The sequence below is a fragment of the Chryseobacterium sp. OV279 genome (assembly GCF_900128945.1).
Classification (GTDB): Bacteria; Bacteroidota; Bacteroidia; order Flavobacteriales; family Weeksellaceae; genus Chryseobacterium.
Map to the genome: position 1 here is coordinate 416,420 of NZ_FQUD01000001.1, position 16,353 is coordinate 432,772.

The window sequence follows — 16,353 nt, forward strand, 5'->3', positions numbered from 1 at the left end:
CAGTCTCTATCCTATGAAAGATTTCTCAAAAGAACTCAACTTTAAAACTTCCCGCAGCAGTGGAGCAGGAGGCCAGAACGTCAATAAGGTCGAAACTGCTGTAACGGTTCTCTGGTCTGTCGCTGAGTCCGAATTTTTCAATGAATACCAAAAAGAGCTGATCCAGACTAAATTAAAAAACAGGATCAATGCTGAAGGCTATCTGTTCCTGACGGTTTCAGAAAGCAGAACCCAGTTGATGAACAAAAATAAAGCAATTGAAAAAATTATTGAAATAGTCAATAAAGCTTTGATTGTTCCCAAGAAAAGAGTCGCAACCAAACCTTCCAAAGGACAAAAGCAAAAAAGGCTGGATACCAAAAAGAAAATTTCTGAGAAGAAGGATAACAGGAAGTTTAAGTTTTAGGATACGGGTTAAGAGTTTAAGATGGTTTTCTTCCGTATGTCGGGATTTTTGAGTATCTTAGGGGTATTAATTACTATTTAATTTATGACAGCACTTATTTCTTTATCTGCAGACTGCCATTCCAATGGTCTTTTGCTGTCGCTGTTATATTTACATACAGATTCTTTTCTGAAGAGTTCTAAGGACTTTATTAATTAAGCCCTGTCAGGATCCACGACAGGGAAAACATCCCGATTTATTTTACCTATTATTTTTTGCAGTTTTCTACAGGAGAAAAACTGAACAGAAGTGTCATCCTGCATTGGATCACGAAGAATAACTGCATTCATTAATTTTTAAAACAAGTAAAAAATGTCCAATCCTATTATACTCACCACCGGAATTTATGATGCGATAAAAGATACCCTCAGAAGAAAAAAAGTAAGTATGCCTGAAGAAAAAAGACTTGCAGAAGAGCTTAGAAAAGCGAAACAGGTTCTGAGAAGAGATCTTCCTGCCGATATTGTAACGGTGGACAGAAAAGTGACCATCAAAGATCACACCCGGAATTTTGAACATGAATATATTTTCGTGGCTTCTGCAAAAGCTAAACCAGTAAAGAACAAACATTCCATCTTGTCGGATATCGCTTTGGCAACGGTAGGATATAAAGTGGGAGATATCATCGACTGGCCTTTTAGAGACGGCGAAAGAAAGATTGAGATCTTAAAAGTAGAATCTTGTCACGGGTAACCCCTGTGTAATCTATATTGTTAGAGAAAGTACAGCTCCAGGGCTGTACTTTTTTATTTAAAAGCCTGCTGATGACGGTGCTGTTTATCATTTGTTAAAAAAGGATGTTGAGAGGAGAGTTTCTTTCCGTACTCATGTTGCATTCCGTTTTTAAGTTTTATCTTTGCAAAAATTAAAAAAATGAGCAAACCGATTTCTGAATTTATAGAGAAATATTACCTGCACTTCAATGCGGCTGCATTGGTAGATGCATCTAAGGGGTATGTTGCACATCTTAAAGATGGCGGAAAAATGATGATCACTTTGGCAGGTGCTATGTCTACTGCTGAATTGGGGAAAATCCTTGCAGAAATGATCCGTCAGGGAAAAGTTGATTTTATTTCTTGTACAGGAGCGAATCTTGAAGAAGATTTGATGAACCTTGTGGCACACTCTCACTACGAAAGAGTTCCTCATTACAGAGATCTTACGGCACAGGATGAGTGGGCTTTATTAGAAAGAGGATTAAACAGAGTTACAGATACATGTATCCCTGAAGAAGAAGCTTTCAGAAGACTTCAGAAGCATATTGTGGATATCTGGAAAGATGCAGAAGCTAAAGGTGAGCGTTATTTCCCGCACGAATTCATGTACAAAATGATTCTTTCAGGAGTTCTTGAGCAGTATTATGAGATTCCAAGAGAAAACTCATGGATGATCGCTGCCGCTGAGAAAAACCTTCCAATCGTGGTTCCGGGATGGGAAGATTCTACGATGGGGAATATCTTCGCTTCTTACTGTATCAAAGGTGAGCTTACGGCAACTACTATGAAATCAGGAATTGAGTATATGATGTATCTTGCAGACTGGTACACTAAAAATTCAGCTGGAAAAGGAGTTGGTTTCTTCCAGATTGGAGGAGGTATCGCAGGGGATTTCCCAATCTGTGTAGTACCGATGCTTTATCAGGATATGGAGATGCATGACGTTCCTTTCTGGTCTTATTTCTGCCAGATCTCGGATTCTACCACATCTTACGGTTCATACTCAGGAGCAGTTCCGAATGAGAAAATCACTTGGGGTAAACTGGATATCACAACACCGAAATTCATCGTTGAAAGTGATGCTACCATCTGTGCACCATTGATGTTCTCTTACATCTTAGAAAACTCTTAAGAATAGATTTCTTATCAAAATACAAACGCTTCAATTCACTTTGAAGCGTTTTTTATATCCCCACACCGTCATTGCGAGCGAAGCGAAGCAATCTCACTGATACACCATATCTTTACATTATACATTATAAAAAAAATGGCGTGCCCCTCACCATCCCAAATCCCAAATCCCATACCTCGGGTCGGGCTGCTCCGGGCTCCACTTCGTTCCGGTACGCTGTACCGCTCGCTGCGCTCGCGCCCTCCATATCCCTCACGCGAAGGTCAGTCAAGAGAATTCACCAGCACAAAATAACGGTAGGCCAGAATTCCTTTCTCTATTTTACTGAGACGGTTCGGATCCTTATTGCTCAACTTCGGGAGCATCTTTTTATTCGCTGCATTCAGCAGTCTGAAAAATGATTTTTTCATATCTTTATATTTAAAATCAGACATCATTGAATCATTAAGAGTTCAAAAATGATGCAGAAATGGTTTGAAATGTATTTAAGCCTTATTTTTCAACAAAATAAAACCGATCACTTTACGATGGACGAAATTTTCAAACAACAGATTTACGAGATCACAAGACTTATTCCAAAAGGAAGAGTTTCCTCTTATGGGGCCATAGCTAAAGCGGTAGGGTATCCCAATCATTCCCGTCATGTAGGAAAAGCGATGGGAGGATGCCCGGAAGATGTACCTGCGCACCGGGTCATATCCAGTTCAGGGGTGTTATCGGTTCCTGAGTTTCAGAAAAGACTGGAAGCGGAAGGAATTACTGTGGAAAATCTGAGGATAAAAGATTTCAAAAAACTATTCTGGAACCCGCTTGAGGAGATTTAATCTTAACTAGAGTTCGGGATAAGATATTTGTTTTTATAATGATTTAAGAATGTTTAAAGTATAAATATTATCACTACATAACGTTTCGGGATGCGGGTTCGTGGTTCAAACCAGCAACTAACTTTTACATCCACCTATTTTAAAATCTTCCAAACTTAGGGTAATTTAATATTCAATAGGAATGGGCTTTAGCCCATTCAACAAAAAAGAAGAAAGCAATTTGGCTTTAGCCAAAACCTGAAAAAACAATATCGTTCAGACCCATACTCCGTAACCTAAATCTTAATTTTCTTATCTTGAACTCAGGTAGTCTTAACAATCTTACCGTTCAGATAAAAATATTTACAGCTCAGTCATCTATTTTTTTAAACAGCAGGCAACCGCAATACCTTTGGTTTATAATAAAACTAAAACTTATGAAACCAATTTCAATTTTCACATTTGTATTCCTTTTTTTGGCTGTATTTTCAAAAGCTCAGTTGGATGAAAAATTTTATCAGCCAAACAAAACCATGAAGCCTTTTGAATTTAAAATAGCTGAGCAGATTAATTTGCCGGTTGATCAAGATACAGTCGCTGCCTTTATTGCAAAACCCAACACAAAAAATATTAAAAAAACGATTTTCTATTTTCATGGTGCAGCAGGAAATGTGACGACCTATCAGTTTATGACCAAACCTTTGGTAGATGCAGGCTATCAGGTCGTGATGATTGATTTCAGAGGCTACGGCATGTCTACAGGAAAACCCAACCATAAAAATGTAGCAGAAGACGGGCAGAAGCTCTTTGATGAACTGATGAAAAGGTCCGATGTAAAAAACACCAAAGTCTATATCTACGGAGCTTCTCTGGGAACGCAGATCGCCGCTCACCTTGCCAAAGATAATGTTTCAAAAATCTCAGGTTTGATCCTTGACTGTCCAATGTCTTCTTTCACCGATATAGCTGCTCATTTCGCGCCTCAATATAAAGATTTCATCCTACAGTCGATGGTTTCTCCATATGCCGCTAAAGAAGATGTAAAAGCCTTAGGAAAGCTTCCTGTGCTTGTGATTCATGGAGGAGAAGATCAAACCATTCCTTACGAACAGGGAAAACTGGTTTTTGATAATGCTTCCGAGCCTAAAGTATTCATTCAATCAAAAGGGGATCACTTGCAGGGATTGGTGAATAACAAAGAAGAGATCCTGAAAGCAATTGATAAACTATAATGAAAAGGGTTTCCAGCGGCGAAGCCGCTGGAAACACCCACAAAAAATCCCTGAATACTGATGTATTCAGGGAGATTTAAATTTATAAATTAACAGGGAGGTTTAAAATCCCATCATTATTTTCTTCCTTTCGGAGCTCTTAATTCTTCTTTCAATCTTTCATTTTCCTCTTTCAGTAGGGCAATATAATCCTGCAAGCTTTGAATAATGGAGGCCGAAATATTATGAAACTGAGTCATGGTTCCATTTCCTGAAGAGCTGTCATTAAATACAGGATGATCATAATTAACCACTACTTTAGCTTCCTCATCCTCATAAATATCTTCTACAGTCACATCCAGAAAACGGGCAATTTTGTCCCATTCATCTTTTACAATCCGTACATCTCCGCTTTCTTTTCTGCTGTAGTTGGATACATCAGTCGCGATAATATCAGCTATCTGCTGCTGGGTATAGCCTTTTTGTTTTCTGATGACGCGTAATTTTTCTTTTTGCATATCCGACATTTTATACAAAAATGGAAAAAAAGCACAATGTGTACAATAGAAAACATAAAAAATGTGCAATAAGATTTTATGTCCTGACTACGTTACATTCGTAGAATATTGATATCGGTAGCTAAATTTGAGTTTTTATTTAGATTATAGTAAAAATTATTTACGAATTCGGTTTTTAAAGGCGGAAAATCTACTGTTTTTTTTGACGGTCTTTTCTCTGGTAAAAAGCATTTTTAAGTATCCGAAGAAAGCAGGAATCAGAATGGTTACAAAAAGACTGCAAATTCCCAATGCCCAAATCGGCATATCATTTCTTCTCCCCTGAAAATATTCCCAGATCACCCAGGACATCACTCCGATAAAAAACAGCATGGCTGCAGGAAAAACCAAGTACATCACAAAACCAATCCCTATCCGGAAAATAATAGAGTAGTCCTGACCCAATGAATATAAGATAATCCAGGCCATTGCCAGTCCTAATACAAAAAGGAAAAGTGAAACAATAAAAACGATGAGTTTTTGTGTTCCGAAACTTAAGTTGGTCACACTTTGATCTCCATCCTCATAGCCAATCGTTATTATTTCGCCTATTTCTACGGGATGACTGCTCCCATAGTTTAAAGGTTTTTTGATCAATTGATTTTTATGATCCTTGAATTCTACTATTGCTCTTTTAGCTTCATCGGTATCTGATTCCATGAGATCATAGTCAACCACTTTAGCTTCATATTTTGGGGATGAAAAAAAAGAAATTACCGGGTGAGAAATCATAGCGACCAAGCCGAAAAATAGACTGGAAACAGCAAAAACAACAAGGCCGGGGTAAATAAAAGAAGCCAGAGAAATAGGTACACCATCCTGTCTGGATTTCTTCCTTCTGTAATTCATGAAAAGGATGAAGACTGTAAAAATGAAGGGCGTCAATAAAATAAATTTTCCCATGGTTTTGTTTTAATCTTTTTGTGCGTTTTTCAGTTTTGAGGCGTCTTTGAGGAAATTAACGGTCTCCTCTGTATTGAATAGTGTGAAACCGGTTACGCAAATTAGAATGGCCAGATAAATCAATGTCAGCTTTAGTTTTTCAAAGCCAATAAATGCTGAGAAAAAAATAAAAGGGATAAACACAATTACGGACAATCCGAAAGTGAGAATGATGAACCTGAGAATTTTTTTGACAAAGAATATTTTCTTAAAAATACTGTACAGCATCAATAATCCGATGGTAAGAACCGGAAAACCAATAGCCAGACTTCCGAAAAATTTCTCAGAATTGATAAAACTGCCGAGGGCGCCTAAATCTATTTCCATAATTAAAGTGTTATTGTATTATTTTGTTTTTCGCTATCTGAAAACTGAAGCATTTCCTTTTTCCGGTAATTCATCATTTTAGCAAAAATAAAATCCGGGAAAACTTCAATGCCGGTATTGTACAAATTGATAGAATCGTTGAAATATTCTCTTCGGTCAGCAATAATATCTTCAAGTTCACTTAATCTTTTCTGAAGCTCAAGAAATGACTGGCTGGCCTTTATTTCAGGATAATTTTCCACAGTAATCAAAAATGATTTCAGTTTTCCGTCGATATGGTCAGCGATTTTCATTTTCTGATCGTTTTCTTTGGTATTAAGATATTGGGATCGAAGGGCTACAAGTTCTTTCAGAATTGTATTCTCGTTCAGGGCGGTTGCTTTTACTGTTCTTACAAGATTGGGAACTTCGTCTGCCCGCTGTTTCAACACCACATCAATGTTGGCAAAAGCTTTTTGTGAATTATTTTCCAGCATCACCAGTCGGTTATAGTTGCTGATTAAAAAAGTAATCAGACCCACAGAAACAATAATGATAAGTAAAAGCGAAATCATAGTTCAGTTGTTATTAACGGTTAAAAATACTTTCGAAAGGATTTGACTTCAGGACCTCTTTCCAGTTTCTCTGTTCAATAATGATTTTAGTCCCATTAATGGTAACAGGCGTAAAAAGAATAATGGCAGCAAATACAGCGATGCAGGCTAATGCAGTTAGTGCCCTGAGTTTTAAAGGTCTCCATTTGTTGGAGAAATTCACAATATCCAATGGAGCAATTCCAAATACTTTTTTACCTTCATCAAAACGGAGAATTGAGTTTGAACCTTCATAAAAAGCCTGTCCGATTAAAAGGAAATCAGTCTTTTCATCGAGAATATATTCCTGATACCGTTTTCCACCACCTTCCCGCGAATGGGTGGGTGAAAAATTAATCCATTGAAGCTGTGCAGGAACGATTTCTATTTTTCCGGTTTCATCTTCAATATAAAAGTTTTTAAGCTCTGTTTTTCTGGAGATCTCGTGATAGGAAGTAGAAGTTCTGCCGTCATCATCTCTTGTGGTATGAATTTCATCAACCGTATAAATATAACCTACACAAGACGTATCCGTGTCCGGAGAAATAACGGGTTGAATAGCTTTTGCTTTCCCCGAAATTTCTGCAAGACCCATCGCTACACTTTTTATTGTGGAAGTAGGAAGTGTTCTTTGATAGAAGTAAAACCTGTTTTTATTATTCGGGAGCATGGAGCTTAAGATGATCACAAAAAAGATGAGGAAGAAAGAATAGATGCCTAAGTAGAAAAAAGCAAGATATCCTAAAAGGGCCAGCAATCCGCCACCAATAATTTTCCAGACCGGGGTTTTATTTTTTCGCTGTTCTTTAAAGGAATCAACGGTAGATTCAATACCGTTTTTGATCATCCCGATAATAGCCATGGCAAAAACAGAAAGAAACAACGCTATGAAAACAATTCCCGATTCTTTCCGGAAAAACAGAAAAGCAATCCCTAAAATAGCAGGATCTATGACAAACATAATCCAGCCGGGTTTTAAGTTAATATTGAAAATTCCGGATAAAATAAAGGTATGAAAGAGGGCAATCCCTAAACAGAACAGGAGGAGAAAAGGAAGTATTTCAGAGGTTATTTCGAACATCGGTTACGTTTTGAACAAATGTAATGATATTCAGGATAATAAAGAATCTATAGGATAATTTAAACTAAACTTAGGTAATATGAAGGGGTTGGAAGAGGGAAGATATCCTTGCCAAGGATTAAGGTAATAAAAAAGGCCGTTGTCACGGTTGTGATACGGCCTTCTTTGTGATATTATTTTTCCAGTTGCTTATAGCTTCTCTGGATGAAATCTGTCAGGTCTTTTCCTTTCAGTAGATTCTGTGAAAGTTTCGCAAGATCAAGAGCGTATTTGATCAGCGTTTCTTTTTCCTCAGGATTTTCTGTCTTTAAAATCTGGCTGGAAAGTTCACTGTTTGAATTCACTACAAGATTGTACATTTCCGGGAAACCACCCATTCCGAACATTCCACCTCCGCCAGAGGCCTGCATTTCCTTCATTCTTCTCATGAATTCAGGTTGTGTGATGGTAAACGGAGCATCATTGCTGTCAAGATCTTCAAGCTGTACCGTGAACTTAGCATCTTTTACGGCTTCTTCAACGTTCTTCTTCAATGATTCTTTTTCAGTCTCATTTAATTTAGAAATAACCGGCTCGTCTTTTTTGATCAGGTTGTTGATATGATCTGCATCCACTCTTGCAAATGAAATCTTCTCTTTTGAAGTTTCCAGTTTCTGGATCACGTGAGAGATCACAGGAGAATCTAATAACAGAACATCATAACCTTTATCATTAGCGGCTTGAATATAGCTGTGCTGCTCATCTGCGTTGGTTGCATAAAGAATCACTGTGTTGCCGTCTTTATCCGTATGAGCCGGCTGGATTTTTTCAATCAGTTCATTCCAAAGGAAATATTTCCCGTCAGTGGTAGGATACAGGGTGAATTTATCTGCTTTTTCCGCAAATTTTTCTTCGGTGATAATTCCGTATTCGATGACGATTTTAATATCATTCCATTTTTGCTCATAATCTTCACGGTTCTCATTGATCAGAGAGGCCATTTTATCAGCAACTTTCTTAGTGATGTAAGAAGAGATTTTCTTTACCGCACCATCTGCCTGAAGGTAAGAACGGGAAACGTTCAACGGGATATCCGGAGAATCGATTACTCCTCTTAAAAGCATCAGGAAATCAGGAACGATACCTTTTACTTCATCCGTAACAAATACCTGGTTCTGGTACAATTGAATTTTATCCTTATCAATATTTAAATTGTTGCTCAGTTTCGGGAAAAATAAAACCCCGGTAAGATTGAAAGGGTAGTCAACATTCAGGTGAATATTAAATAAAGGCTCCTCAAACTGCATGGGATACAATTCATGGTAGAACTTCATATAATCTTCGTTGCTAAGCTCGCTTGGTGCGATGGTCCAAGCCGGTGCCGGGTTATTGATGATGTTGTCAACCTCTTCAGTTTCTGCTACAGCATCTTCAGGAGCGTCTTCCGGTAATGGAAGTGTATGTGTTTTTGTTCCGAACTTAATGGGAACAGGCATGAACTTATTATATTTTGAAAGCAGTTCACGGATTTTTGCTTCTTCTAAAAATTCTGTAGAATCTTCAGCGATGTGAAGAATGATTTCCGTTCCTCTGTCGGTTTTATCAGTGGTTTCTTCAAGGGTAAATTCCGGGCTTCCGTCACAGATCCATCTTACGGCAGATCCGTCTTTGTAAGATTTTGTAAGAATTTCTACTTTCTCTGCCACCATAAATGCAGAATAGAAACCAAGGCCGAAATGGCCGATGATTCCGGAGTCTTTTGCTGAATCTTTATATTTTTCAAGGAATTCTTCAGCCCCAGAAAAAGCCACCTGATTGATGTATTTCTCAACCTCTTCAGCTGTCATCCCGATTCCCTGGTCAATGATGCGTAAGGTCTTTTGCTCTTTATCGATCTTAACTTCAATCTTCGGGTTTCCGTATTCCACTTTAGCCTCACCGATGCTTGTTAAATGCTTTAATTTTAAAGTAGCATCAGTTGCATTGGAGATCAGTTCTCTCAGGAATATTTCGTGGTCACTGTAAAGAAATTTTTTAATAAGCGGGAAAATGTTTTCCACAGATACATTAATATTTCCTTTAGTCATAATAATTTTTGTTTTAATTTCTTTTGAATGCTCAAAAAAAATACCGATTTGAAGAAAGTGACAGAATGACAGAAGTCGTGGGTGATTAAAAGATTAAAAGATTAAAAGATTAAAAGATTAAAAGATTAAAAGATTAAAAGATTAAAAGATTAAAAGATTAAAAGATTAAAAGAACCTTGTTAAAATTCAATAGTGGGCTTCAGCCCGCTTACCCGAAAAATAAATAACACGCACCGACTTTAGTTCAAACGTATTAAAATTCAATAGGAGCGGGCTTTAGCCCGCTTACAAAATATACATAAAGCCATATTGGCTTTAGCCAAAACCTAAATAATAAGTACAAAAAAAGACAGCCCAAAAGCTGTCTTTAATATTGTCCGTAGATAGAACCTATTTTTTATTTTTCAGTTCCTCTTTGATTTTATTTTCCAACTCCTCAGCAAGCTCAGGGTTGTCTTTCAATACATCTTTTACGGCATCACGTCCCTGACCTAATTTAGTTTCTTCATAGCTGAACCAAGAACCGCTTTTCTTTACGATTCCCTGTTCTACAGCCTGATCCAGGATTTCTCCTGTTTTAGAAACTCCTTCACCGTACATAATGTCGAATTCAGCCTGTTTGAAAGGTGGAGCTACTTTGTTTTTCACAATTTTCACTTTCACACGGCTTCCTACTGCTTCATCACCGTTTTTAATCGGGGCACTTGCTTTTCTGATATCTACTCTTACAGAAGCGTAGAATTTCAAGGCGTTACCACCTGTAGTTGTTTCAGGGTTTCCGAACATAACACCGATTTTCTCTCTCAACTGGTTGATGAAAATTACGGTACATTTTGTTCTTGAAATCGTAGCGGTCAGTTTTCTTAATGCCTGAGACATTAATCTTGCATGAAGACCCATTTTAGAATCTCCCATTTCTCCTTCAATTTCTGCTTTTGGAGTAAGTGCTGCTACCGAGTCAATAACTACGATATCAATAGCTCCCGAACGGATCAGGTTGTCAGCAATTTCCAATGCCTGCTCCCCGTTGTCCGGCTGAGAAATAATTAAGTTTTCAAGATCAATCCCCAGTTTTCCTGCATAACCTCTGTCGAAAGCGTGCTCTGCATCAATGAATGCTGCAATTCCACCTGCTTTTTGAGCTTCTGCAATAGCGTGAAGGGTTAAAGTGGTTTTACCTGAAGATTCTGGTCCGTAGATTTCGATAATTCTTCCTCTAGGATATCCGCCTACTCCAAGAGCAATGTCTAATCCTAAAGATCCGGAAGGAATCACTTCGATGGTCGTATCAATAGTACTGTCACCTAATGTCATTACAGTTCCTTTTCCGTATGTTTTATCTAGCTTATCAAGCACCAATGCAAGTGCTTTTTTCTTATCGTCTATGTTGCTCATCTGTTGTTAAAATAATTTTTCAAAAGTACATAATTTAAACATCAAAAGCTAATATTATTTAGGTCAGAAATCTGTTTTTAGAGTTAAAAAATAATAAAATAGAGAGGCTGATATCGTTCATTACGAACAGGATGCAGCGTTTTATGATTCAAAACATAAAAAAATAATTTTTACCTTTTAATGTATGGCCTGTTCAGGGCTTTTTTAGTGGAAATTTGAGTTTTTTGTAATGCTCAGATAGTCTTCCAGTACTTTCATCTGGTCTTTGTTCCCTTTTTTTATTCTGGCATCTCTGCTTACAATCTTATCATAAATTTTGTTGATCATAATTTTGGTTTTGGGAAACAGGTTTCTGTTCGGGACATCCGGAATCTGTAGTCTTTTGCAGACTTCATCATCCAGAAGAAACCAGGTGCAGCAGATGTGAAGGTATCTCAAATTCTTTCTTTGAAATTTAAACTTTAAAATAGGATTTTCCAACGATTCATTCAGTAAAGAATGAGCTAGCAGAATAGAGTCTTTATCGGAGGGAGGTTGTACAGAAGTCCACAGATAGAAATATTCCGTTGCCTGTTTTTTACTGTCGGGAAGAAGCTCTTCCGGAATTCCCAATAAATATCCCACGTATTTCCAAAGATGAAAAATTCCTTTCTCTTCTTCTTCCGTAAAAGTATTTCCCAGTTTCTGAAGACTGTGGAGAAAAACAAGACTGAAACCGATATACGTCGCCATCATATCCCATGAATTGATGGGTTCACCCCAATTTTCAGTATCCCATTGCTGATAATGCTTCTTGATGGAAAGTCTGGCGTAAGAATGGATCAGACGGGTTTTTATCGCGAATTCATAGCCTTTTGCATGAAGTTCCAGGGCATCATAACGGGTCGCATTGACCCAGAAATCCAGGGTTTCGGAAAGACGTTTTACTGCCCCTTTTTTCAAAGCTTCTGTAGCAGTAAGGGGTTTGTTGAGGTAAGCATAATCATAACCTCCCATCAGACAGTAATCCCTTAACGAAATGAGCGAATCGATGTTGCCACGCATGCAAAGCTCTGCGCCGCTTTTTAACAGGCTGTAATCAAGCCATTCGGGAATATGTTGGGTCTGGGTGAAAAGCTTCTTCACACTTTCAGGAACATCATCTGTTTCGGAGACCCCGTTTCGGATATAATTTTCAATTTCTCTGGAGGCTTCGTGAAATTTTTTAGTAAAATAAACATCTTTCACCACCTCATCACCGATTTCATCCACATGATAAAAATGGGCGGAAAATCTGTCGAAGTCCTTAAAACTTACTTCTGCTCCGGAAAAATCAAGAAGTTGTTTTCCGTTGCCTTTTTCCCAAAAATCTTTAAAGTGGGGAGAATCTTTAAAACGCGGCTGAATAGTCATTCTTTCCATTGTATATAAAAATACAAGTTTTGCACCGAAATACCCTGGTGAGATTTATCAGTGTTAGATTATGTTGGATATTGAATGTTGAAAATATCAGATAAGCCCTCGCTCAAAGGCCTTTTTCACGAGTTCCTTGCAGTTTCTGGAATCTGTTTTTCTTAAAATATTTTTTCTGTGGGTGCGTACTGTATGTTCGGAAAGGATCAATGCCTGCGCTATTTCAGGTCCGGAATAACCTTTGGTGATCAAAGCCAGGATTTCCATTTCCCTTTTCGTTAAATGCTCTGAAAACTGCTCAGGCTTGGAAAAACAATCCAGTTTCACCTGGTGGAAATCATTTCTTGGACCTATCCCGGAAATCAGGACGGTATACGGATTTTCTTTTGTGATGTGATGAATGTTGGTATGGATATTTATGGCCTGTACAGGAATACCGGTCTCGTCTTCCATTGTGATAACAGACTGGTGATGAAATAGTTCATAATTTCCTTCCGCTGTTTTCATTCTGAAGCAGTAGCTACACTTGATGTAAAGCTGGTGTTCCAGGCCGATCTCTGTCATTTTATCAATGAGGGTCTGTTCGGCTTTCATGACAAATTCAATGTCATCAGGATGGGTCAGGTCGATGACTTCTTTTAAATTTTCGGGATATTCAGGGAGACCATGAAGCTTGAGAATGTTTTCATGATGGTGCGAAAGCGTACTGTTGGTAAGATTCAGAGCGTAATAATAAAACTCGCCGATCGCAAACATCTCGCCGATGATACGTTCCACCGGAGGTCTATTCAGGATTTCTCTGTCTCTTCTCACACCCGGGTAGGTATCCCAGACTTCAAGCAGAGGATGTTTTTTTTCTGAATTCCCCATGAATAAATAGTTTTACGCTAAAATAACTAAAAAACTTACAAAATACCACAAAAGGGGGATTTTTTTACACTGATAAAATGATAAACTTTGTACTAGCTAATAACCATGGCGACTCAATTTCTACTATCCCGTTTTGTTTTGTGATTTATTTTTTCCATAATTTATTGTAATTAGGAAAATGTTGAGCATAGCAAACTTGACGAACCGTCTTCAGGGCGGCTTTATTTGAAACGATAATGAATGTTATAAAATCAGTTTACTCTTTTCTTTTTAGTTGTTTGAAAATGATAAACTAATGGCCTCTCGTTGCTGGAGAGGCTTTTTCTTTTTATTACCAACAGATTTCTTCAATATTCCGGCTCAGTCTAAAACTTTGAGAACCTTACAGACTATCTAATTTTTTAAAACAATTTTTAACATTAAGAAATTAAGATCTTAAAAGATGAGGTGCTTAAAGAACTTAAAAAAATCAATTTATTGATTTCTTCATTCATAATAATAAACGTAATGCTTAAATCCTTAATGTTTTAAATTAAGAAATAAACTAAAATTTATTGAGGTTAAGAAAATTAAGATTATTTGTAGGTTTTATTGTATTTATTTGCTCTCTAAGTTTTGAAATAGAGCCAATATTCCCACATTTTAAAATCACCCGAACGGGTACTTTACTTGTATTCATGGAATTCCAAACTTTGTAGAAAACTAATAGCCATGAAAGCATAGTTATAACAAAAAACCTTCCCATCGGGAAGGTTTTTATTATGTATTGCTAATTGCTCATTACTGATTATAAAGAAGCAGAATGAATCAGCATATCTACCAATTTGTTTGAGTAACCCATTTCGTTGTCATACCAAGAAACAAGTTTTACAAAGTTTGGAGAAAGCATGATACCAGCGTCTTTGTCGAAGATAGAAGTTCTCTTATCTCCTACGAAATCCTGAGAAACCACTGCATCTTCAGTGTATCCTAAGATTCCTTTCAATTCACCTTCAGAAGCAGCTTTGATCGCAGCACAGATCTCATCGTAAGAAGTAGCTTTTTCTAATCTTACAGTAAGGTCTACTACAGAAACGTCAACAGTTGGTACTCTGAAAGACATACCTGTTAATTTTCCGTTTAGTGAAGGGATTACTTTTCCTACCGCTTTAGCAGCACCTGTAGAAGAAGGGATAATGTTGTTTAGAGCGGCTCTACCACCTCTCCAGTCTTTAGCAGAAGGACCATCAACCGTTTTCTGAGTTGCTGTTGTAGCATGTACCGTAGTCATAAGACCTTCTACGATTCCGAAGTTATCGTGGATTACTTTAGCTAAAGGTGCTAAACAGTTCGTTGTACAAGAAGCGTTGGATAAGATTTTGACATCGTCAGTAAGTTCCAGGTGATTCACACCCATTACGAACATCGGAGTATCGTCTTTAGATGGAGCAGAAAGGATTACTTTTTTAGCTCCGGCGTTGATGTGAGCCTGAGCAGAGTCTTTAGATAAGAAAAGACCTGTAGATTCTACGATATAGTCTGCACCTACTTCATTCCACTTTAAGTTGTTAGGATCTTTCTCAGCAGTTACTCTGATTCTTTTTCCGTTTACCACAAGGTCATTTCCTTCAACAGAAACTTCTCCCGGGAAAATACCGTGTACAGAATCATATTTTAACATGTAAGCCATGTATTCTGCGTTGATTAGGTCATTGATTCCTACTACTTCAATGTTATCTCTTTCAGTCATTGCTCTGAAAACAAGACGTCCAATTCTACCAAAACCGTTGATACCTACTTTGATTGTTGACATAATAGTTTGTTTTAGATTTATAAAAAAATAATTAGATTGCTAAAATTTCGGAAATCAGTAAAAGATCTTTATTGATTTCATTATGTTTTTTAATGGCATCTTCGATCGGTGTGTATACCATATCGTTGGAACGCATTCCGGCCATTACATTTGTTTTTCCTTCCATTAATCCCACTACGGCACCGTAACCCAGTCTGCTGGCCAAAACTCTGTCTGCACAGCTTGGAGAACCACCTCTCTGGATATGTCCCAAAATGGTTACACGGATATCATAATCAGGGAATTCCTCCTTAGTTAGGTTGGCAAGATCATAGATGCTGCCTTGCTTTTCACCTTCTGCTACGACAACAATACTTGATGCCTTTCCAGTCTTTTCAGCCTTTCTGAAATTAGCGAAAAGCTCATCTCTGCTGTCTTTTTTTTCAGGAATAAGAATATCCAGCGCACCCGTTGCCAGTCCGCTGTTTAAAGCGATAAAACCTGCATCACGGCCCATTACCTCTACAAAGAAAACTCTGTTGTGAGAAGTTGCCGTATCACGAATCTTATCAATAGATTCCATCGCTGTATTTAAAGCCGTATCGTAACCGATGGTATTATCCGTTCCAAAAATATCATTGTCGATTGTTCCAGGTACCCCGATTACTCTGATCCCAAACTCTTCGTAAAAGATCTTTGCTCCGGTAAAAGTTCCGTCTCCTCCGATACATACCAATGCATCCACACCATGTTTCACACAGTTGTCATAGGCTTTCTGGCGTCCTTCCGGAGTTCTGAATTCCACGGATCTGGCGGATTTAAGAATGGTTCCGCCCTGGTTGATTATATTTTTTACGGAACGGGGACCCATTTTCAGGAAATCATCGTGGATAAGGCCGTTATAGCCTTCCCTTACTCCGTAGCATTCAATATTATAATAGTTTGCGGTCCTTACTACCGCTCTTAATGCCGCATTCATACCCGGAGCGTCACCTCCAGAGGTAAGAACTGCAATTTTTTTTACAGCACTCTCTTTCATCTAGTAAAAAATTTCGAACACAAATTTACAAAAA

18 protein-coding genes are annotated in these 16,353 nt (G+C 37.8%); 5 read left to right on the top strand and 13 right to left on the bottom strand.

Features of this window, described 5'->3' with window-relative positions; all coding sequences use genetic code 11:
• Window positions 1-13 precede the first annotated feature (13 nt).
• Entirely contained in the window at window positions 14-406 is a 393-nt protein-coding gene (gene arfB, locus BUA72_RS01745; RefSeq protein ID WP_072921568.1) for an alternative ribosome rescue aminoacyl-tRNA hydrolase ArfB, read from the top strand.
• A gap of 194 nt (window positions 407-600) precedes the next feature.
• On the opposite strand, the gene BUA72_RS24725 is transcribed toward arfB, so the two are convergent.
• Window positions 601-735 (bottom strand): hypothetical protein, encoded by a 135-nt coding sequence (locus tag BUA72_RS24725; RefSeq protein ID WP_262484389.1) that lies wholly within the window; start codon window positions 733-735, stop codon window positions 601-603.
• A 22-nt stretch (window positions 736-757) separates the two neighbouring features.
• Between BUA72_RS24725 and BUA72_RS01750 the strand changes: the two genes are divergently transcribed.
• A complete protein-coding gene (locus BUA72_RS01750) occupies window positions 758-1,138 on the top strand; it encodes a GreA/GreB family elongation factor (protein WP_072921570.1) in 381 nt (126 codons plus the stop codon).
• Window positions 1,139-1,318: 180 nt separating this feature from the next.
• Window positions 1,319-2,293, top strand: coding sequence for a deoxyhypusine synthase family protein (locus BUA72_RS01755; protein WP_034723588.1), 975 nt, complete (start codon window positions 1,319-1,321; stop codon window positions 2,291-2,293).
• A 263-nt stretch (window positions 2,294-2,556) separates the two neighbouring features.
• On the opposite strand, the gene BUA72_RS24310 is transcribed toward BUA72_RS01755, so the two are convergent.
• Entirely contained in the window at window positions 2,557-2,703 is a 147-nt protein-coding gene (locus BUA72_RS24310) for a hypothetical protein (RefSeq protein ID WP_175548843.1), read from the bottom strand.
• A 117-nt stretch (window positions 2,704-2,820) separates the two neighbouring features.
• Between BUA72_RS24310 and BUA72_RS01760 the strand changes: the two genes are divergently transcribed.
• Together BUA72_RS01760 and BUA72_RS01765 are read left to right on the top strand one after the other, a co-directional pair.
• Entirely contained in the window at window positions 2,821-3,117 is a 297-nt protein-coding gene (locus BUA72_RS01760; protein ID WP_072922467.1) for an MGMT family protein, read from the top strand.
• Between the two features lie 416 nt (window positions 3,118-3,533).
• Window positions 3,534-4,328, top strand: a complete 795-nt coding sequence (locus BUA72_RS01765) for an alpha/beta hydrolase (RefSeq protein WP_072921571.1) — start codon at window positions 3,534-3,536, stop codon at window positions 4,326-4,328.
• A gap of 116 nt (window positions 4,329-4,444) precedes the next feature.
• On the opposite strand, the gene BUA72_RS01770 is transcribed toward BUA72_RS01765, so the two are convergent.
• The 11 genes from BUA72_RS01770 to pfkA all read right to left on the bottom strand — a co-directional run bounded on the left by BUA72_RS01770 (window position 4,445) and on the right by pfkA (window position 16,319).
• Window positions 4,445-4,825: a helix-turn-helix transcriptional regulator gene (locus BUA72_RS01770; protein ID WP_034723592.1), complete on the bottom strand. Its 381-nt coding sequence runs from the start codon at window positions 4,823-4,825 to the stop codon at window positions 4,445-4,447.
• Between the two features lie 156 nt (window positions 4,826-4,981).
• The gene (locus BUA72_RS01775; protein ID WP_139259471.1) at window positions 4,982-5,767 is read right to left on the bottom strand and encodes a hypothetical protein; all 786 of its coding nucleotides are present in this window, start codon (window positions 5,765-5,767) and stop codon (window positions 4,982-4,984) included.
• A 9-nt stretch (window positions 5,768-5,776) separates the two neighbouring features.
• A complete protein-coding gene (locus tag BUA72_RS01780) occupies window positions 5,777-6,133 on the bottom strand; it encodes a hypothetical protein (protein WP_072921575.1) in 357 nt (118 codons plus the stop codon).
• A 2-nt stretch (window positions 6,134-6,135) separates the two neighbouring features.
• Window positions 6,136-6,687, bottom strand: a complete 552-nt coding sequence (locus BUA72_RS01785) for a LemA family protein (RefSeq protein ID WP_072921577.1) — start codon at window positions 6,685-6,687, stop codon at window positions 6,136-6,138.
• 13 nt (window positions 6,688-6,700) lie between these two features.
• Entirely contained in the window at window positions 6,701-7,786 is a 1,086-nt protein-coding gene (locus tag BUA72_RS01790) for a hypothetical protein (protein ID WP_072921579.1), read from the bottom strand.
• A gap of 173 nt (window positions 7,787-7,959) precedes the next feature.
• The gene (gene htpG, locus BUA72_RS01795) at window positions 7,960-9,852 is read right to left on the bottom strand and encodes a molecular chaperone HtpG (protein WP_047452379.1); all 1,893 of its coding nucleotides are present in this window, start codon (window positions 9,850-9,852) and stop codon (window positions 7,960-7,962) included.
• Window positions 9,853-10,242: 390 nt separating this feature from the next.
• Window positions 10,243-11,247, bottom strand: coding sequence for a recombinase RecA (recA, locus tag BUA72_RS01800; RefSeq protein WP_034723605.1), 1,005 nt, complete (start codon window positions 11,245-11,247; stop codon window positions 10,243-10,245).
• Window positions 11,248-11,451: 204 nt separating this feature from the next.
• Window positions 11,452-12,639, bottom strand: a complete 1,188-nt coding sequence (locus BUA72_RS01805; RefSeq protein ID WP_072922468.1) for an oxygenase MpaB family protein — start codon at window positions 12,637-12,639, stop codon at window positions 11,452-11,454.
• Window positions 12,640-12,735: 96 nt separating this feature from the next.
• Window positions 12,736-13,509, bottom strand: a complete 774-nt coding sequence (locus BUA72_RS01810; RefSeq protein ID WP_047452377.1) for a LuxR C-terminal-related transcriptional regulator — start codon at window positions 13,507-13,509, stop codon at window positions 12,736-12,738.
• A gap of 787 nt (window positions 13,510-14,296) precedes the next feature.
• The gene (gap, locus tag BUA72_RS01815; RefSeq protein WP_072921581.1) at window positions 14,297-15,301 is read right to left on the bottom strand and encodes a type I glyceraldehyde-3-phosphate dehydrogenase; all 1,005 of its coding nucleotides are present in this window, start codon (window positions 15,299-15,301) and stop codon (window positions 14,297-14,299) included.
• 31 nt (window positions 15,302-15,332) lie between these two features.
• The gene (gene pfkA, locus BUA72_RS01820) at window positions 15,333-16,319 is read right to left on the bottom strand and encodes a 6-phosphofructokinase (protein ID WP_047452372.1); all 987 of its coding nucleotides are present in this window, start codon (window positions 16,317-16,319) and stop codon (window positions 15,333-15,335) included.
• Between the last annotated feature and the right edge of the window lie 34 nt (window positions 16,320-16,353).